18 protein-coding genes are annotated in these 17750 nt (G+C 44.5%); 9 read left to right on the forward strand and 9 right to left on the reverse strand.

The genetic code is table 11. The features are described 5' to 3' along the window. Positions 1 to 21: 21 nt before the first annotated feature. Both uvrC and IGJ42_RS00765 read right to left on the reverse strand, forming a co-directional pair. The gene (gene uvrC, locus IGJ42_RS00760) at positions 22 to 1812 is read right to left on the reverse strand and encodes an excinuclease ABC subunit UvrC (protein WP_005232721.1); all 1791 of its coding nucleotides are present in this window, start codon (positions 1810 to 1812) and stop codon (positions 22 to 24) included. Positions 1813 to 2045: 233 nt separating this feature from the next. Further along, the gene (locus tag IGJ42_RS00765; protein ID WP_429968973.1) at positions 2046 to 2897 is read right to left on the reverse strand and encodes a LysR substrate-binding domain-containing protein; all 852 of its coding nucleotides are present in this window, start codon (positions 2895 to 2897) and stop codon (positions 2046 to 2048) included. A 65-nt stretch (positions 2898 to 2962) separates the two neighbouring features. Here IGJ42_RS00765 and IGJ42_RS00770 point away from each other — a divergent pair, with 65 nt between their 5' ends. After that, positions 2963 to 3985, forward strand: coding sequence for a YeiH family protein (locus IGJ42_RS00770; protein ID WP_005232718.1), 1023 nt, complete (start codon positions 2963 to 2965; stop codon positions 3983 to 3985). Between the two features lie 166 nt (positions 3986 to 4151). Here IGJ42_RS00770 and IGJ42_RS00775 read toward each other — a convergent pair whose 3' ends face one another. Continuing rightward, on the reverse strand, positions 4152 to 4919 hold the full coding sequence (locus tag IGJ42_RS00775; RefSeq protein ID WP_005232717.1) for a DeoR/GlpR family DNA-binding transcription regulator: 768 nt from the start codon (positions 4917 to 4919) through the stop codon (positions 4152 to 4154). A 332-nt stretch (positions 4920 to 5251) separates the two neighbouring features. Between IGJ42_RS00775 and ulaG the strand changes: the two genes are divergently transcribed. Genes ulaG through araD form a run of 7 tightly spaced genes read left to right on the forward strand, consistent with a single transcriptional unit; the run spans position 5252 to position 10884 of the window. Further along, positions 5252 to 6316, forward strand: a complete 1065-nt coding sequence (gene ulaG / locus IGJ42_RS00780; protein ID WP_005232716.1) for an L-ascorbate 6-phosphate lactonase — start codon at positions 5252 to 5254, stop codon at positions 6314 to 6316. Between the two features lie 47 nt (positions 6317 to 6363). Beyond that, positions 6364 to 6837 (forward strand): PTS sugar transporter subunit IIA, encoded by a 474-nt coding sequence (locus IGJ42_RS00785; protein ID WP_005232715.1) that lies wholly within the window; start codon positions 6364 to 6366, stop codon positions 6835 to 6837. Further along, positions 6838 to 8304, forward strand: coding sequence for a PTS ascorbate transporter subunit IIC (locus tag IGJ42_RS00790; protein WP_016611581.1), 1467 nt, complete (start codon positions 6838 to 6840; stop codon positions 8302 to 8304). A 23-nt stretch (positions 8305 to 8327) separates the two neighbouring features. Next, on the forward strand, positions 8328 to 8621 hold the full coding sequence (locus IGJ42_RS00795; protein WP_008376531.1) for a PTS sugar transporter subunit IIB: 294 nt from the start codon (positions 8328 to 8330) through the stop codon (positions 8619 to 8621). A 60-nt stretch (positions 8622 to 8681) separates the two neighbouring features. Further along, entirely contained in the window at positions 8682 to 9320 is a 639-nt protein-coding gene (locus IGJ42_RS00800) for a 3-keto-L-gulonate-6-phosphate decarboxylase UlaD (RefSeq protein WP_429968974.1), read from the forward strand. A gap of 6 nt (positions 9321 to 9326) precedes the next feature. After that, on the forward strand, positions 9327 to 10226 hold the full coding sequence (locus tag IGJ42_RS00805; protein WP_429968975.1) for an L-ribulose-5-phosphate 3-epimerase: 900 nt from the start codon (positions 9327 to 9329) through the stop codon (positions 10224 to 10226). Continuing rightward, positions 10198 to 10884, forward strand: a complete 687-nt coding sequence (gene araD / locus IGJ42_RS00810; protein WP_429969343.1) for an L-ribulose-5-phosphate 4-epimerase AraD — start codon at positions 10198 to 10200, stop codon at positions 10882 to 10884. The genes IGJ42_RS00805 and araD overlap by 29 nt, the downstream gene beginning before the upstream one ends. Before the next feature lie 43 nt (positions 10885 to 10927). Here the strand turns inward: araD and IGJ42_RS00815 are convergent, their stop codons facing one another. The 6 genes from IGJ42_RS00815 to IGJ42_RS00840 form a co-directional block, all read right to left on the reverse strand. After that, positions 10928 to 11431 carry a GNAT family N-acetyltransferase gene (locus tag IGJ42_RS00815; RefSeq protein ID WP_430615858.1) on the reverse strand — a complete coding sequence of 168 codons (504 nt, stop codon included), beginning with the start codon at positions 11429 to 11431 and terminating at the stop codon, positions 10928 to 10930. A gap of 204 nt (positions 11432 to 11635) precedes the next feature. Then, positions 11636 to 13075, reverse strand: coding sequence for a 6-phospho-beta-glucosidase (locus IGJ42_RS00820; protein ID WP_034872089.1), 1440 nt, complete (start codon positions 13073 to 13075; stop codon positions 11636 to 11638). 32 nt (positions 13076 to 13107) lie between these two features. Next, positions 13108 to 14418, reverse strand: a complete 1311-nt coding sequence (locus IGJ42_RS00825) for a PTS sugar transporter subunit IIC (RefSeq protein WP_008376519.1) — start codon at positions 14416 to 14418, stop codon at positions 13108 to 13110. 159 nt (positions 14419 to 14577) lie between these two features. Further along, entirely contained in the window at positions 14578 to 15336 is a 759-nt protein-coding gene (locus tag IGJ42_RS00830; protein WP_005232695.1) for a MurR/RpiR family transcriptional regulator, read from the reverse strand. Positions 15337 to 15393: 57 nt separating this feature from the next. After that, positions 15394 to 16320 carry an ROK family protein gene (locus IGJ42_RS00835; protein ID WP_429968976.1) on the reverse strand — a complete coding sequence of 309 codons (927 nt, stop codon included), beginning with the start codon at positions 16318 to 16320 and terminating at the stop codon, positions 15394 to 15396. Positions 16321 to 16395: 75 nt separating this feature from the next. Beyond that, on the reverse strand, positions 16396 to 16947 hold the full coding sequence (locus IGJ42_RS00840; RefSeq protein ID WP_005232691.1) for a GNAT family N-acetyltransferase: 552 nt from the start codon (positions 16945 to 16947) through the stop codon (positions 16396 to 16398). 321 nt (positions 16948 to 17268) lie between these two features. Here IGJ42_RS00840 and IGJ42_RS00845 point away from each other — a divergent pair, with 321 nt between their 5' ends. Beyond that, entirely contained in the window at positions 17269 to 17637 is a 369-nt protein-coding gene (locus IGJ42_RS00845) for a YxeA family protein (RefSeq protein WP_016619558.1), read from the forward strand. Positions 17638 to 17750: the final 113 nt, after the last annotated feature.

The raw sequence follows: 17750 nt of genomic DNA on the forward strand, positions 1-17750 counted from the left end.
ATGGAGCGTTTTTGTTTTGGCTTAAGAAGTGGGTTGGTTTTGATCGCCTAGTTTGGCTAAGATAGTTTCCGCAACGGCTTTGGGAATACCAGCTTGCTGGATCTCTTCCACGGAAGCTGCTTGGATGTTTTTTAACGACTTGAAGGTTTTCATGAGCTGTTGCTTGCGTTTTGGTCCTAAGCCAGGAATTTCATCTAGCTTGGAAGAAAAGCTGTTTTTACTGCGCAGTTGGCGATGGAAGGTGATCGCAAAACGATGGACCTCATCTTGGATCCGTTGCAGCAAAAAGAATTCGACAGAATTGCGTTCCAGCTGGATCGGATCTAAAAATTCTCCGAAAATCAACTCGCTGGTTTTGTGTTTGTTGTTCTTCACTAACCCGGCAACGGGAATATCTAAACCTAGCTGGTTATGCAGCACTTCTTGGGCGGCACCGACTTGGGCTTTCCCACCATCGATGATGATCAGATCAGGAAAAGGCAGGTTTTCTTTTAGGACACGAGAGTATCGGCGGTAGATGACTTCTTGCATAGAGCCATAATCATCGCCGCCTTGTGCGGTACGAATCTTATATTTCCGATAATCATCTTTAAACGGCTTCCCGTCGACAAAAACCACCATTGCAGAAACCGGATCGGTTCCCATGATGTGGGAGTTATCGAAGGCTTCAATCCGATAAGGTGTCGGGATCCCCATGGCATCGCCTAGACGATCCACAGCACCGATCGTCCGTTCTTCAGTACGCTCGATCAACGCAAATTTTTGGGCCAAGGCAATGCGGGCATTTTTATTGGCCAAATCGACCAATTTCTTTTTGTCGCCTCGTTGGGGCTGCAGGACTTTGGTTTCCAACAGCGCTTCTAATGGGGCAGCATCGACATTTTGCGGAACAAAGACTTCTTTGGGAATGAAGTGTTCATTCTTTTGGTAAAACTGGCCGACGAAGGTCAAGAAATCTTCATCCGCTTCATTGTAGAAAGGAAACAAAGAGACTTCTCGTTCGATCAGCTTTCCTTGACGGATAAAGAATACTTGGACACACATCCAGCCTTTGTCGACACTGTAGCCAAAGACATCACGGTCCATCAGGTCGGTCAAGGTCATTTTTTGTCGCGTCATGACGGTATCGATCGCTTGGATCTGATCCCGCAGCTCAGCCGCTCGCTCAAACTCTAATGTTTCAATGGCTTCGCCCATCTTCTCTTTCAGATCTTTCAAAATATCGACGTGACCGCCGTGGAAAAAGTGTTTGACTTGATCCACGATCTTTTGATAATCCTTGGGGTCTACATTATTGACATAAGGACAGACGCATTGACCCAAATGATAATAAAGACAAGGCCGCTTTTGAGAAGGACCGCATTTTCGTAAAGGAAAGAGGCGATCTAGCACCCGTTTGGTTTCATTGGCTGCTCGTGCATCAGGATAAGGGCCGAAGTATAAAGCCCCGTCTTTTAAAACTTTACGAGTGATGATCAAACGCGGATAGCGCTCTTTGGTCACTTTAATAAAAGGATACGACTTGTCGTCCTTTAACATGATATTGTATTTTGGTTTGTTTTTTTGAATCAAATTGATTTCCAGCAATAAAGCTTCCGTATTTGATTCGGTAACGACGTACTCAAAATCATTGATTTCTTGAACGAGCCGTTCGGTTTTCGTATCGTGGCTGCCGGTAAAATACGAACGGACACGATTTTTTAAAATTTTGGCTTTCCCAACATAGATGATTTTGTTATTTTTATCTTTCATTAAATAACAACCAGGTTGATCAGGAAGCAGCGCTAATTTGTTCTTGATTTGTTCGTTCATTTCAAGATCCTTTCTTACTGGTTTGCTTCACGAACTGCATAAGTAGTCAAAGGGCGGTCTAAGTTTCCCTCAAAAAGGGGAACGTTAGAGCCCATAGCCAGTACTCCTCATTTTAGCACAAATTTCTTAAGAAACAATCAATCGGACCAGATCAGCAGCGAGGAAGCGTAATCGTAAGAAAAGGTTAAGAAATCCCACGAGGCGGTGGTTTCCTCCCTTAAAAACAAGTGGATTTATTTGCTTTCTGCTTGCAAGGAATCCTCTTGCGACCACTCCTGAATGAAGGTCCGCAATCCCTCGATGGCTGGTTCTGTGACGGCTTTGCGCTGGATGAGGTAAAATTGCCGCTCAAAATTTTTATCCAGCAGTTGATAGCCAATGCCGTGGGCGGCTCGCTTGGAAAGGATCGAACAGCCGAAGCCTTGTTTCAGTAAAGCGACGATCAATTCATTGCTGGCGATCTCAATGATCGGTCCTTGAATATTTTGTTCCTCTAGATAGCGCTTAGTGTAATAGTAGACACCAGAACTCGCTTCTCGAACAAGCCAAGGACCGACTTGGGGATCACCAGCTAAGACGAGCTGATCTTTCAAAATCGGGAAACGCAAAATACTTGGTGCAGATAAGGGTTTTTCAATGATCCCTAAATCTAGTTGATGTTGTTCAAGCGCTGTTAAGACTTCAGCGGAGTTCATTATCGATACCCGAAAATGCACCGTGGGAAAGGCGTTGTATAAAGCAATCATCAAGTCAGGCATCAAGGCCATCGCATAGGTATGAGAGATGCCTAGGGCACAGTGGCTTTGATGCTGTGTGTTGGTATGGATCTCGCTGGCGATCGTCGACCACTCATCCAATAAATTCAGTGCCTTTTCGTAAAGGTACTCTGCTTGGGGCGTGGCGATCACGTTTTTGCGACCATTGCGTAAAAAAAGCGGTGTATCCAGGTCTTGTTCCAACTGCTTGATTTGAGCAGAAACCGTGGGCTGCGAAATAAATAGCAATTCGGCAGCTTTCGAAAAATTTTTCGTTTCATAGACCATCTTAAAGGTCTCCAGTAATTTTAACATTGCAATTCCTTCCATTAGAAAATTCAATCATAACTATTATACCAATAAATCCTACTGATCGGTCAATCTGTGTATAATGGATGTTATATGAAAGGATGAAAGCAATGAAGCAACGACAAACAGCTTTGATACTTCCCGGTTTGTTCCTGTCCTTTTCGGTAGCCGTCATCGCCCGAATCATGGCTTTGGCTGTGCCAAAATTAGGGGGAGCAACCCTTGCTATTTTATTAGGAATCATTTTAGGAAATACACTGTTCAAGCAAGAACGCTATCAAGTCGGAACGAAGGTTGCGGAAAGTCGGCTCTTGGAATATTCGGTGGTTTTGCTGGGCTTTACCGTCACTTTCCAGACCATCAGTGAAATGGGTCTTCGGGGCTTTCTCTTTATTTTGCTGATGATGAGCTTGGTCATTACCGCTGCTTATTTGATAGGGAAAAAATTGGGCTTTAATCAAAAGATGAGCCTGATGATGGCAGGCGGCAATGCTGTCTGCGGGTCCTCTGCGATTGCGGCGATCGCACCAGCCATTGATGCCGATGATGAAGAAAAAGGGCAGATCATCACCTTGGTCAATCTTTTAGGAACGGTGATGATGCTGACGCTGCCGTTTTTAGGCTTGGCCTTATACGGCGATGATCTATTGCAAAAAAGCGCCTTACTTGGCGGCACACTTCAATCCGTCGGGCAAGTCGTGGCGGGGGCTAGTTTGATTGATGCCGACACCGTCAAATACGCGATGCTCTTTAAAATCGCGCGCATCATCATGTTGGCAGTCGTCGTCATTGTTTTTGAACGAATGACGACAAAGACCCCCACCAAAACCAAAGGCAAAGGTAAGCTACGGCTGCCAATCCCTTGGTATGTGTTGGGCTTCTTGACCATCTGTATCTTGAATAGCTTCTTGCCGCTGCCTAGCTGGTTGAATGAGGGGGCTCATTTTATCAGTACGTGGTTTGAAACAACGGCGTTGGCAGCCATCGGTTTGCGCCTGGATTTCCGCAAGTTTTTAAAAGAAGGACCGCGTTTTTTATTCTATGGTCTTTCCGTTGGAGCCGTCCAAACCGTAGGTGCTGTTGCGTTGATTTGGTTGCTGCGGCTCTAATTCACACGAGGCACATCTCATAAAGCACGTTTGAAGCGTACGATTGTTTAACGAAAAAAGCCACGACGGTTGATCGAAGGGCACGCTTTGCTGTTTCTGTTGGAAGAGGCAGCAAGGCGTGACTTTTCAGATCAACTGTCGGGCATTTTTTTAGCGGCAAAGAAGGTTAGACGGGTACTTGGATGACTTGAACACCTTGTTGCTCAATCAAGTCGATGACTTTGGGATCAGAATAATGGTCGGTGATCAGCAGATCGATAGCCGCAATTGCGCCAATCGTAAAATTGGATTGCTTACCGATTTTGCGATAATCCGCGATAACGATCAACTTGCCAGAATTTTCGATGATTTTCGCATTGACTTTGGCTTCGTGGATCACTGAAGTGGAAATGCCGGTCTGTAAATCTAACCCACTACAACCAATGATCGTAACATCAGAACGAACATGAGAAAACGACTCCACGGCGATATCCCCTGACAAGGCCGCTTTAGGATAGCGTATTTCGCCGCCACTTAAAACGATCGTTGATTTTGGATGGTGTTCCATTTGGATCACACTTGTATTGTTCGTCAACAAACTGATTCGTTTGTCCGTTAGATGGCGCAACGTTTGAGCGGCGCTAGTACTCGTATTGACGAAAAGGGTATCGCCATCTTTTACTTGGCGAGCCGCTTCTTTGGCTAGTCGATCTTTGATGTACTCGATCGAGTCGGTGGGATGCGCTTCATCTTCATAAGCTTCACAGTATTCGATTTTTCCGTGGGTTTGTTTGATCTGACCCATCTCACTCAGTACGGTACAGTCTCTGCGGATCGTCATCTCTGATACTCCCAACTGATGACTGAGGGTCTTCACATCAGAAAAACCAGATGTTTTTATCAGATCGATCAATTGTTTTCTCCTTTGCCTCACTTCTTCATTGGAACGTTTCACGATACTTCCTCCTTACATGCGCTTTATTCTATTCTTGTCTTTCATCGTTTATCCAGATTGCGATTGCCTTTGCATAGCAAAAACCTTATCGCCTCCTTCTCGCAAGTTCAAGTGATGATCCCACACCACTTGTTGAGAAGCAACGATGTGTTTGTTGTTTCTTCTTTCGAACTCATTTTAACATATCCCCTATACATTACCATATATATTAAATAATCACATTTATTTATGGGTTAATTAACATATAATAAGCTAAATTAACATAAAACTAGATTGAAAGCGTTTTTCTATATGTTAGAATCAAAGTGTAAATAAGCAAGGGAGGAATAAGAATGGCACATGTAAATGATGTTTCGAAAGAGAGTTGGCTTTTAAATACGTTTCCAGAATGGGGGACCTATTTGAACGAAGAGATTGAAAATGAGCTTGTGAAAGAAGGCACAGTTTCCATGTGGTGGCTAGGCTGTACGGGTATTTGGCTGAAGAGTGCGGAAGGAACCAATATTTTATGCGACCTTTGGTGTGGCACTGGCAAGCGCAGTCATGGGAATGGGCAAATGAAAAAAGGCCATCAAATGATGCGAATGAGTGGTGTACAAGAAATGCAGCCTAACCTACGGACTCAGCCCTTTGTGATCGATCCATTTGCAATCAAAGGAGTGGATGCGTTAGTGGTGACCCACATCCATTCCGATCATTTAGACATCAATACCGCAGCCGCAGTCCATCAAAATTGTCCAGAAGCAAAATTCGTCGGTCCCCATGAAGTCGTTGCAACTTGGTTGAAATGGGGAATACCAGAAGAAAAAACCATCGTGGTCAAACCGGGGGATGAAGTGACTATTGGGCAGGTGAAAATCGTCGCTTTAGAAGCATTCGATCGAACCGCTCTGATTACTTGTGAAGATCCGGATACCAGCTTGAAAGGAAAAATGCCACAGGACATGGATCGTATCGCAGTCAATTACTTGTTTGAGACTTCCGGTGGGGCGATTTATCATGCAGGAGATTCTCATTATTCGAATGTATTTGCTAAACATGGGAATCAGTACAAGATCGATGTTTGCTTAGGTGCATATGGCGAAAACCCGCGGGGCATCACCGACAAAGTTACATCAGTCGATATGTTGCGGATGGCCGAATCCCTCAATGCCAAAGTGGTGATTCCCGTACATTATGATATCTGGTCCAATTTTATGGCTGATCCAAAAGAGATCACCGAGATTTGGAAGTTTAAAAAAGATCGTTTGAACTATGAGTTTAAACCGTATATTTGGCAAGTTGGCGGCAAATTCACCTACCCAACGAATAAAGATGATCTTGAATTTAATTTCTATCGTGGCTTCAAAGATGTTTTTTCGGTCGACAATGATACGCCATTCCCTTCTTTCTTATAAAAGAAGGGGGGATGCTGCAAAAGCCAAATTTGAAAGGAGCAAACGTAATGCTGCGTTATTTTTATGAAAATGAGTTGGTTGCAATCAACCATGAACAGCCCGAAGACTGGGAAGCTGCTATCTGGGCGAGTGGCGAAGGATTAAAGCAAAAGGCGTTGATTACGGATCAGTACATTGAAGATGTCATTCGGGATGTCCATCAATACGGTCCTTATATTGTGATCATTCCCAAAGTAGCCATGCCCCATTCTTCAGCAGAAAGCAAAGGCGTCTTAGGAACAGGGATCGGGCTGACGATTTTTCCAGCGCCCGTCTCGTTTCAGGAAGATAATCCGGACAAGGAGGCGCAGTTGTTCTTTATGCTCGCTGCCAAAAACGCTGAAGCACATATGAACAATATCGCTGGTTTATCAGAGATGTTGATGGAAGAGGGGCTGGTAGAAGATCTATTAGGTGTAAAAACGATGGCAGATTTTGAAATGGTGATGGAGAAATATGACCAAAAAGAAAGCAGGGATTAGATGGAAGTGGTAGGAGATTTCTTATTGAGATGCTGGGATTACTTTGCTCAGAATATTTTGATGCAGCCAGCTTTTTTGATCGGTTTTATTGTACTGATTGGTTACTTACTATTGAAACGGCCGTTTGTTGAATGTGTTGCAGGTTTCTTAAAGGCCACCGTTGGTTACTTGATTTTGACGATTGGCTCTGGTGGATTGGTCAATAATTTCCGTCCGATCCTGGTGGGGCTTAAGGAGCGTTTTGAATTAGATGCGATGGTCACTGACCCGTATTTTGGTCAAAATGCGATCACCGCCGGCATTGAAGAACGATTTGGACGCACCTTTGGTGACACGATGCTCTTATTATTGATTGCCTTTGTTTTTAATATCTTACTCGTTCGCTTCAAAAAATATACGAAGCTGCGGGCCGTCTTCACTACTGGAAATGTGCAAGTACAGCAAGCCGCAACGGCCTTTTGGCTGCTGCTATTCTGTTTTCCAGACTTGGGTCGAATCGAAGTCTTACTTGTCATGGGCTTGATCTTAGGCTGCTATTGGGCGGTTGGTTCCAATTTGACCGTGGGCATCTGTCAAGATTTGACGGAAGGTGCTGGTTTTGCGATTGCCCATCAACAGATGTTTGGTGTTTATTTCTTTGCGAGACTTGCGGAACGGTTCAAAAAGAACAAATCCAACCGGAAATTAGAAGATGTCGAACTACCGGGTTTTTTATCGGTCTTCAATGAAAATATGGTATCGACTTCGATCCTGATGCTCTTTTTCTTCGGTATCATTTTAGTGACACTTGGACAAGATTATTTAATAACAGCAGGATTTATGGCAGAAGGACAAAGTTTCTTATTTTATATTTTACAAACATCACTGATGTTTGCCGTCTACTTAGCAATTCTTCAATTAGGTGTGCGCACCTTCGTTTCCGAATTGACCGAGTCATTTCAAGGAATCTCAAATACGATTTTACCAGGTGCTGTTCCGGGGATCGATATCGCCGCAACCTTTGCCTTTGGTTCACCAAATGCTGTGACGGTGGGCTTTTTATTCGGTGCATTAGGACAATTTTTAATGATTGCTTTACTGATTTTGTTCCGGTCACCAACGATCGTGATTGCCGGGTTTATCCCACTGTTCTTTGATAATGCAGCGATTGCCGTTTTTGCCAACAACCGTGGAGGTATCAAGGCGGCTTGTCTTTTCCCATTCTTATCAGGCATCATTCAGATCGGTGGTTCGGCCTTGATCGCTACTTGGGTAGGATTGTCCCAATATGGCGGCTATCTTGGTATGTTCGACTGGGCGACCGTCTGGCCATTCTTTACAGTATTGATGAAATTCTTAGGCATCATTGGTGTGGTTCTTGTGGTGGTGATCTTATTAGTGATTCCGCAATTGCAGTACCGCAGAGATCCAGAAGGGTATTTCTTGATCGTAGATGATTACGATGCGTATGTAGAAAAACAAAAATAATGAATTCTTAGGAGGAAAAAAAGATGAGAGTATTAGTATCTTGTGCAAATGGATCAGGAACAAGTTTGATGATGATGCGGAGTGTTGAAAAAGCTTTGAAGTCTGAAGGGATCACGATCACCTCTATCCACCACTGCGCGATTTCTGAAGGCAAAAGCACCGCCAAGAATTACGATGTGGTCTTTACGCCAATGAACTTTGTCAATATGTTCGATAAAGCAAAAGAAAAGGGCGTAACAGTAATCGGGGTCAGAAATGTGATGTCTCCAAAAGAAATCATTGAGCGGGTCAGAGAAGCGGGTCTTTCAAAGGAGTAGTCAGCGTAACAGGATGTGGCAAAACAAAAAGGTTGGTCAAACAAAAGAGAGGGGAATTTCATGAGCATACCAAAACTACAGATTGCTTGCGATCACTCCGATTTAGCTAGTGCACTGGCAGATATCAAAAAAGTCGGCAATGTGGTTGATATTATTGAAGCAGGGACTATTTTATTGTTGCAAGAAGGAGAACAGGTATTACGCTGTTTCCGAGCAATGTATCCGGAGAAGTTGATCGTAGCAGACACAAAATGTGCCGATGCCGGTGGGACGGTCGCCAAAAACTGCCAGCAAGCTGGCGCGGATTATATGACCGTGATTTGTGCAGCAACGATCCCAACAATGAAGGCAGCAGCAAAAGAAATTGCTGAGATCCAAGTAGAATTATATGGTGACTGGACCTACCAGCAAGCACAGCAGTGGCTAGATGCCGGCATCTCACAAGCCATCTATCATCAAAGTCGTGACGCATTGTTAGCTGGTGAAACATGGGGAGAAAAAGATTTAACAAAAGTCCGTAAATTGATCGATATGGGGTTTCGAGTGTCCGTCACGGGAGGATTGAGCGTCGAGACGTTGGCTCTGTTTGCCGGCATTGATGTGTATACCTTTATCACAGGACGAGGCATCACTGCCGCTGACGATCCGCAACAAGCAGCAGTTGATTTCAAGCAAGAGATTTTACGGATTTGGGGGTAGTTTTCTATGAGTTTGATCGGTCTGTATGAAAAAGCAACACCCAAAGCCCTTTCTTGGCCGGAACGATTGCAGTTTGTCAAAGACCGAGGTTTCGACTTCATTGAAATGTCCATCGATGAATCCGATGAACGCTTGGCACGCCTAGAGTGGAACCAAGCACAGCGCAAAGAGATCGTCGAGGCAATCTATGCCTCGGGGATCAAAATCTTGTCTTTATGTCTCAGTGGACATCGGCGGTTTCCCTTTGGTTCGATCGATGAAAAAAAGCGCAAGCACGCGATGCATCTGATGGAAAAAGCCATCGACTTGGCTTCAGATTTGGGTATTCGCTGCATCCAATTAGCCGGATACGATGTGTATTATGAGGAAAAAAGTCTTTGTAGCCGAGAATGGTTCATTGCCAATCTAAAAGAAGCCGTCGCCAGGGCGTCTGAAAAGGGGGTCGTTTTGTCACTAGAGATCATGGATGATCCGTTTCTGAATTCTATCTCAAAATATTTACGGATCAAGGAGCAGATCCCTTCACCCTATCTACAAGTCTATCCAGATGTCGGGAACCTGTCGGCCTGGCCAGAAAATGATGTCGGTTATGAATTAGAAAAAGGCATTTGCGAGATTACCCAGATTCATTTGAAAGATACATTGGCGGTCTCAGATAAGTTTCGAGGAAAGTTTAAAGAAGTACCGTTTGGCACTGGGTGTGTTGATTTTGATGGCTGCTTACGCACGCTGAAGCGGTTGAATTATAACGGTTCTTTTGTCATTGAGATGTGGAGTGAGACGAGCGCTGACCCGATTGGGGAGATTGAACAAGCCAAAGCATATTTATTACCAAAACTAAAGGAGGTCGGTTACCTTGATCAATCAGCTTCAATTGATGAAAGAGCGAGTTTATCAAGCCAATAAGAGACTACCTGAGGAAGGGCTAGTAAAGCTGACTTGGGGAAATGTTAGTGAGATTGATCGAGATTTAGGGATCATCGTCATTAAACCAAGTGGTGTTGATTATCAGACGATGACGGTTGATTCAATGGTGGTTTGCGACTTAACGGGAACACCGAAAGAGGCGAAGACGTTGAAGCCTTCCTCGGATATCAAAACCCATGCGCTATTGTATAAGCACTTCGAAGGCGTCAAGGCGATCGTCCATACGCATTCGACAAATGCGGTAAAATGGGCGCAAGCACAGCGAGACATTCCTGCATATGGAACGACGCATGCGGATACTTTTTATGGTAGTGTCCCTTGTACACGACCATTACGGGCCTCTGAGGTAACGGCAGACTATGAAAAAGAAACCGGCAAAGTCATTGTCGAGACGTTTGAAAAGCGGGAATTAGATCCGCTTGCATGCCCAGCTGTCCTCACAGCGGGACACGGTCCCTTTACTTGGGGGCAATCTGCGGAACAAGCGGTCAGCAATAGTATTGTTTTAGAAGAGGTTGCAGAAATGGCACTAGGTACCGAAGCTTTGACCTTGGAGCGAACACCGATCGCTGATTATTTGCTGGATAAACATTATTTCCGCAAGCATGGCGAACATGCTTATTATGGACAAGGATAACGTAAAAGCAGCCATTCCTAGCGATCAAGGAATGGCTGCTGTTCTATTCGTTTTCTTCAACGAGTGTTTTCACATAAAAGCGATCCATCGTGGTATGCTGTGCCGCCAATAGTGGCTGGGACAATGCGCGATAGCCGGCTTTTTGATAGACATGCAAGGCAGCTTCTAAAGAATGATGGGATTCTAAATAGAGTTGCCGATAGCCTAGTTCAAAAGCTTTGGCCTCGATCTTCGCCAGCAGGGGATAGCTGAGACGCTGCCCTTTGGCGGCATCACTAAGATAAAATTTTTGCAGCTCGGCGATTTGCCCTTCTGAATCATAAGCGGCAAGACCACCGCCGCCTAAAAGGGTACCCGATTCATCGGTGATGACAAAATAATGGCGGCTAGCAGGATCTGCTGCATAAAATTCACTTAAGTGGTCTAACTCGGGATCAAAATAGGCAGTTCCTGGAACCGCCAACTGGTGGTCGGTCAAGCTTTTGCGAATGATAGCAGCTAATGGCGCATCATCTTGAGATTGGATCGGACGAAATATCGGCTTCATGCAGTTCCTCCTTAACGTAAAAGTAAATGAATAGCTATAGTGTACCACAGCATCGAGGTAGTGTTTAGTGATGATAAGAAAAGCATCCCCGCAATGGCGCACCTCTTTAATAAGAAAACCGCCCCCTCGTTGCCAGGCTCCTAATGTAAAAAGGAGGATGGCGAAACGAGGGGGCGGTTTTTGTGTTAGTCATGGAAGCAGTAATTAGAGCGTTTCACCATTAGAGGCGATTACTTGCTGGTACCACGCAAAGGAATCTTTTTTCAAACGATTCAAGGTTCCTTTGCCGGTATTGTCTTTGTCGACATAGATCATGCCATAGCGTTTCTCCATTTCGCCGCTGCCGAAGCTGACGATATCAATGATCCCCCAAGGCGTATAACCTAATAGCGGTACACCATCTTCAACCACCGCTTTTTCCATCTGTTCGATATGCTCTTTCAGGTAAGTGATGCGGTAGTCATCATGGACTTGCTGTTCATTGGTTAATTGATCGTAAGCACCAAAGCCATTTTCTACGATAAATAGCGGCAAGTCATAGCGTTGGTAGATCGTATTTAACACATAGCGCAACCCGACTGGATCGATAGGCCAGCCCCAATCAGAAGCACTGATATAAGGATTACTCACGATTTTTGCTCCCGGGATATCCTCAGTTGGTGTGCCAGCCACTTCATCAAGGGTTGAGATCGTTCCTGACATGTAATAGCTGAACCCAATATAATCAACGGTTCCCGCTTTTAATAGCGCTTGTTCCTCGGGCGTGATCTCAATCGTGATGCCTTTTTTTGCCCAATATTTTTGCACATAGGTTGGGATCTTGCCTCGTACGTGGACGTCGCTGTAAAAATAGCGCCGTTCATTGGCTTTGACGGATGCCATCAAATCAGCTGGCGCACAAGAGTAGGGGTAGACCGGGACATAGGCCATCATACAACCAATCTGAAACTCTGGATTGATTTTTTTGCCTTCGATCACGGCTGCCGCACTGGCAATCAACTCATTGACGCCCGCTTGAAAGACGAGTGCTTCTTTTTGACTGTCATCCTCGATGATCATGGCAGAATTGGTCCAAACGTGCAGCGGCTCTTGCCCATCTGCTTGATTATTGATCTCATTGAAAGTCATCCAATACGTCACTTTGTCATGATACCGTTGAAAAACAGTCTTAGCGAATTTGACAAAGAGGGGAATCACTTCTTTGTTAGCAAACCCACCAAATTCTTCATAGAGGGCATAAGGCATTTCAAAGTGAGACAAAGTGATGACGGGTTCGATGCCATTTGCCTGCAATTCGTCGAAAAGATCATCGTAGTATTGGAGACCGGCTTCATTTGGTTCTTCTTCTGTTCCAGTTGGATAGATCCGGCTCCAAGAAATCGATGTCCGTAGACATTTCAAGCCCAGTTCTTTGAATAACTGGATATCTTCTTTGTAACGGTGATAAAAGTCAATGGCTTCATGGTTCGGGTAATATTCCCCTTCAATGACTCCTTTGGTGATTTTACGGGGAATACCGTTGCCACCGGCCGTCATGACATCGGCGGTACTCATTCCACGGCCAGCAACATTCCAAGCGCCTTCCGCTTGATGGGCAGCGATCGCGCCGCCCCATAAAAAATCTTTCGGCATTTTTGCGGACATAAATTTCATTCCTCCTCGACTCATTCGTTTGCTTATAATTCTACTTTCTGGGAACGGTTAGAGGCGATCACGAAAGGCAAATAGATCAAGACCGAAATCGCAAGACAAACGACACCGACAACCGCAGCGATCGCATTTCCTCCAGTTCCTAAAAAGAGATTAATGATTCCTGGGGTCGTCCATGGTACCCCAATCGCTGGGGTCGGCATGATCGGCCAGACAACAGTGACAAAATAACCCACCAAAATATTGACCATTGGTGTCAAAATAAACGGAATGATCATGATTGGATTCAAGACGATCGGTAGACCGAAGATCATCGGTTCATTGATTTGGAAAATTCCTGGAACTAAGGACATCTTAGCGATCTCACGTTGTTCTGGACGTTTTGAAGCGATGAAGATCGCAATGATCAAGCCCAATGTCATACCAGTTCCGCCCATATTTGCGAACATATCATTTAAAACGCCCCAGGTTTCTTTGTAAGGAACGTCCCACAAGGAGCCGCCCTGGTTGATAAAGTCTAGGTTAGCTAGATCTTGTTCGGTAAAAATCGCTGAACGAACCGCATTCAATGTGTTTGGTCCATGGATCCCAATCGCAAACAACGTGGTTTGCAAAAATGCCAAGATCAAGACACCGACGACATTGCCCCCCAGATCCCGCAATGGACTTTGGATCCCATTATAAATCAGTTCATTGATGCCTTCTGGCGCGATCATCAAAACTAAGAAATTGATCAAAGCAGTGACTGCCACGATGATCACGATCGGAATCATGCCAGAAAAGGAGCGAGAAACTGCTGGTGGTACCATTTCAGGCATTTTTATCTGCAGTCGTTTGACTTTGAAAAGCTTCGGCAAGAATTCACCGACCAAACAAGCCACAATCATAGCTACAAACAACCCTTGGGCGCCTAAATATTGTGTGGAGATCACATTGACATCATCTACTGCAAAGGAGGTCGGGTACAAGATCATAAAGGCAGCGACACTTGTCAAACCAACTAGCGTAGCATCTGCTTGGAAATGCTTGGCTAAAAGCTGAGCAACAAGAAACGCAATAAATAAACTCATAATGTTGATGGTCCCGTTCGCCACGGAAGCTAGGACTTGCTGGGCACTTTCCAGATTCGGGAAAAGTCGATTCAGTTGAAATAATTGCACGATGAAACTCTCATTGGAAAATAAAATATTGTTGACCAAAATAACGAGAGAAGAAGCGATGGTCAGTGGGAAAATCAGCATGAATGCATCCCGGATCGCTGCTACGTGGCGTTGATTGTTCAACTTTGTTGCGATTGGTACCAACGAGCGGTCTAACAGGTCATTGAATTTTTGCATAATAATAACACCTTTCCTTAATTGATGCCATCATTATAGCGAATGAAAGCGGCTAAAAGTAAGCGGATACGGATTCCGTACATATCTCTCAAGAAATGAAAAAAATTCCGCATCCGGAACACAGTGTTACAAAAAAAGATGGTTCAGTAAACTGAACCATCAAGGGTTGGAACGATAATCTTGTAAATAGCCGATCAGTGTTTCTAAAATCGCTACTGAAGGCAATTGACTAGTCAAATCAAGAAAGATGTCTTTGCGTTCCTCTTTGATCGCATACTCGATCGAATAATCGCACAGGCGTGCCAACGTACTTTCCCGATTAGGGGTAATGCAGTATTTCTGCACGATCGCTTGATTGTCTAAACCGGTAATGACTTCGATCAGTTCTTTGGTTTCACCAGAGACACTCAGAAAAACCAAAACATTTTTTTGATCTTTTCGCAAAAAGCTTTTGATTGGGTAGGTCAGCTCATCAATGCTGATACTAAAGTAACCGAGACTGGCTAGCTTGCGGGCAACGTATTGCGCGATCGCACCGGATGCCCCCATCCCCATAAATAAGATCAAATCGGCATCCCGCATCGCTTCGGCAAGTTTTCGTATTTGGTATTCCGCATCAGGGTGGAAGATCTGCATATTCAAGCCTTTGATGCGCGCTTCTAAACCTAAGTGTTCAGGGTGCGCATCAAAATGGGCTTTTTCTAAATGATTTTTGATATAGAAGCGAAATTCTGGAAACGACTGAAAGCCGACTTTTTGAATAAAACGAAAGACCGAAGTCGAAGAGACATGAGCATCATCGGCAATGTCGCGCACACGCATATACGGGATCTTTTCTAAGTGATTGACGATAAAACGGTAGATTTCTTGTTCTACCGCAGAGAGCTTGTTCAAGTTTAATTGTTCAAAAAGCGCCATGCTGGTTCCTCGCTGTCCTAGATAATCAATTTACACCAGTATAGCATATCCAAACTTTTAACGGTGCAGCTGTTGGTGGATCTGATAGACTGCGCCGATCAAGCCGGCGTCGTTTTTCAGCTTCGCTGGACGAACAGGTGCGATGGTTTGTCCGCGCAAATAATTGATCGCTTCATGCCGTGTTTCCGTGATCGTCAAGCGAGCCTGCAGGCGTTCCCAGAAATAAGGATTGGCACTGATGCCGCCGCCGATCAATACCAATTCTGGGTCAAAGCAGCTGATCAAATTGATCAGCCCTACAGACAGATCCGTCAGAAATTGGTCCGTCAGCTTCAGCGCCAACGCTTCGCCTTGCTGCGCGCGGTCAAAAATCTCTTTGGCGTCTTGGGTGGGTTCAAAGCCAGGAACTGCTGCCCCGGCTAAATTGTAGAGGCGAATCAAGCCGCCCACGACGGCAGTTTTTTTATTGATGGAACTTTCCTCGATATTGCCTTCTTCTGGCAGCTGATCGATCACCATCCAGCCAAATTCACCAGCCATGCCATGAGCACCTCGGTAGACTTGATTATTGATTACGATCCCACCGCCTACACCAGTGCCTAGGACAAGACACAAATAGTTGGCTACCTCTTGCGCATTCCCGATCCATTTTTCAGCAATCGCTGCTGCATTGGCATCATTTTCCACCGCCACCGGCAATCCTGTATGCGCTTCCAAGACTGCTTTAAAATTTTCACCATATAACGATTTGATGGCTCCAGCCGTTAACATAAAGCCGTCTTTTTGAACGATCCCGGGGGCGCTGATCCCAATGCCATCAATCGTGTGGCGGCTCTGGGCATCTTCGATGATCGTGAGTAGATCCTGATAAAACTGGGCTGGCTCATAGCTAGTGGGGATCGCAGATTTTTCAAGGATCACTCCGGTTTCATCTAAAACCCCATATTTAATACTTGTTCCGCCAATATCAAATCCTACGTACATTCTTCTTCCTCACCTTTCAAAACATTGTTGCCTTAAGTGTACCATCTGGCAGGAGGAATTTTTTTCTTTTTTCAGCTATTTTTTGACAGCCGTTTCCGCTGCATCCAAATAAAACAAAATGTCACTTTTGCCTTCCTGATTGGTTCCTTTGTACACCTCCGTATCCAGGCCTCCGATACGAAAGCCTGCTCGCAAGTAAAACAGACAGGCAGAAGGATTGTTGTCCTGCGCTTGTGTATAGATGCCGCGATAGTCTTTGGCAAGGGCCGCTTTCAGTGCCTGTTGGATCAACAGTTGACCGATTCCTTGCTTGCGGTAGTCTGTGTTGACCTTTAAGTCATAGAGGTACAGATACTTGAAAAAAGCGTCTTGAACGATCGCTAAGCCGATGCATTTTCCATCATCATAAGCACCGATAAACAGACTGTTTCGGCTCATTTCATCATAGCAATAATTTTCATCTGGGAAACGCATCGTCTGAATGTCTTCAGGTGCAAATTTACAGATCGTGTACTGCCAGTTGCCCTCATTATAAGACGGCAGCATTTTCCCCCATAAGGAGAAGGGTTCGTTTTTCAAGCGGATATCAGCTTGGTGTTCTTGATCGATCAGTTTAATTTCTAGCATGGGACACCTCGATTTTCTATAGTTTTCAATCATGAGTATTTAAAAGTAAGTTGTTGCAGTTTAGTTTACTACAAAGAATGAAAAATCACGATACTTATTAAACAGTCTGGTCTTCCTGTGAGAAGGGACGTTTTTGTAGGAGTAACTTAGTTGTTTGTCTATATATTTAGGTGGAAAAAGCAGAAAATATTCCATTGATACCTTAGTCACAATGACCGACGGAAAAATACGTCTTAAGTTTGATTATATTTATCGCTTGTTTTTTTATACTGAAGGTAGATAGAAAAAACGGAGGACAATCACTTGAAAAAAGCAATTAGTATGATCCTGCTCGTGTTAACGATCGGGACCGTCACATTGGTTACATGGTCTTATTTTACGAAAGATGATTCCAGCGAACTGGTTCAGCTGGTGGATCGTTTCAATCCTTTCGTACCGGAGAAAAAGGTTTATGTCAAAACATCCGATGAGTATGGCGTGCCGCAAGAACATGATGCCTATGAATATACGCAAGAAGGAATCAATGAAGATGGACAAAAAATAAAAATCACGTTTTGGGCACCACAAAAATTAAAAGAAAATGCCTACCTAGAGCTTGATGCAAAGGGCAAACATGTGGAGTCGTATCAAGAGGTGACCGAGCAGGATCTCCCTGACGCTATCAAAGACGAGTTGGTTACGACCCATTGATCATCGAGCCTGCTTGAAGAAACGGACAGAAAGTCATTTCCCACAAGTTGGGAGATGGCTTTTTTTAGTACCTTCACCTAAAGAAAAGTTCGCCAAGATTTGATTTGGGTGAA

Source organism: Enterococcus sp. DIV1067f (assembly GCF_050543505.1).
GTDB lineage: Bacteria > Bacillota > Bacilli > Lactobacillales > Enterococcaceae > Enterococcus_D > Enterococcus_D entomosocium.

Coding starts and splice junctions, on each gene's coding strand:
- IGJ42_RS00815 (WP_430615858.1), bottom strand. CDS start 11,431: ATGAAGCCGATATTTCGTCCGATCCAATCTCAAGATGATGCGCCATTA.
- IGJ42_RS00770 (WP_005232718.1), top strand. CDS start 2,963: ATGTTATATGAAAGGATGAAAGCAATGAAGCAACGACAAACAGCTTTG.
- IGJ42_RS00800 (WP_429968974.1), top strand. CDS start 8,682: ATGAGCATACCAAAACTACAGATTGCTTGCGATCACTCCGATTTAGCT.
- ulaG (WP_005232716.1), top strand. CDS start 5,252: ATGGCACATGTAAATGATGTTTCGAAAGAGAGTTGGCTTTTAAATACG.
- IGJ42_RS00820 (WP_034872089.1), bottom strand. CDS start 13,075: ATGTCCGCAAAAATGCCGAAAGATTTTTTATGGGGCGGCGCGATCGCT.
- IGJ42_RS00825 (WP_008376519.1), bottom strand. CDS start 14,418: ATGCAAAAATTCAATGACCTGTTAGACCGCTCGTTGGTACCAATCGCA.
- IGJ42_RS00785 (WP_005232715.1), top strand. CDS start 6,364: ATGCTGCGTTATTTTTATGAAAATGAGTTGGTTGCAATCAACCATGAA.
- uvrC (WP_005232721.1), bottom strand. CDS start 1,812: ATGAACGAACAAATCAAGAACAAATTAGCGCTGCTTCCTGATCAACCT.
- IGJ42_RS00765 (WP_429968973.1), bottom strand. CDS start 2,897: ATGGAAGGAATTGCAATGTTAAAATTACTGGAGACCTTTAAGATGGTC.
- IGJ42_RS00845 (WP_016619558.1), top strand. CDS start 17,269: ATGATCCTGCTCGTGTTAACGATCGGGACCGTCACATTGGTTACATGG.
- araD (WP_429969343.1), top strand. CDS start 10,198: ATGAAAGAGCGAGTTTATCAAGCCAATAAGAGACTACCTGAGGAAGGG.
- IGJ42_RS00835 (WP_429968976.1), bottom strand. CDS start 16,320: ATGTACGTAGGATTTGATATTGGCGGAACAAGTATTAAATATGGGGTT.
- IGJ42_RS00790 (WP_016611581.1), top strand. CDS start 6,838: ATGGAAGTGGTAGGAGATTTCTTATTGAGATGCTGGGATTACTTTGCT.
- IGJ42_RS00795 (WP_008376531.1), top strand. CDS start 8,328: ATGAGAGTATTAGTATCTTGTGCAAATGGATCAGGAACAAGTTTGATG.
- IGJ42_RS00830 (WP_005232695.1), bottom strand. CDS start 15,336: ATGGCGCTTTTTGAACAATTAAACTTGAACAAGCTCTCTGCGGTAGAA.
- IGJ42_RS00805 (WP_429968975.1), top strand. CDS start 9,327: ATGAGTTTGATCGGTCTGTATGAAAAAGCAACACCCAAAGCCCTTTCT.
- IGJ42_RS00840 (WP_005232691.1), bottom strand. CDS start 16,947: ATGCTAGAAATTAAACTGATCGATCAAGAACACCAAGCTGATATCCGC.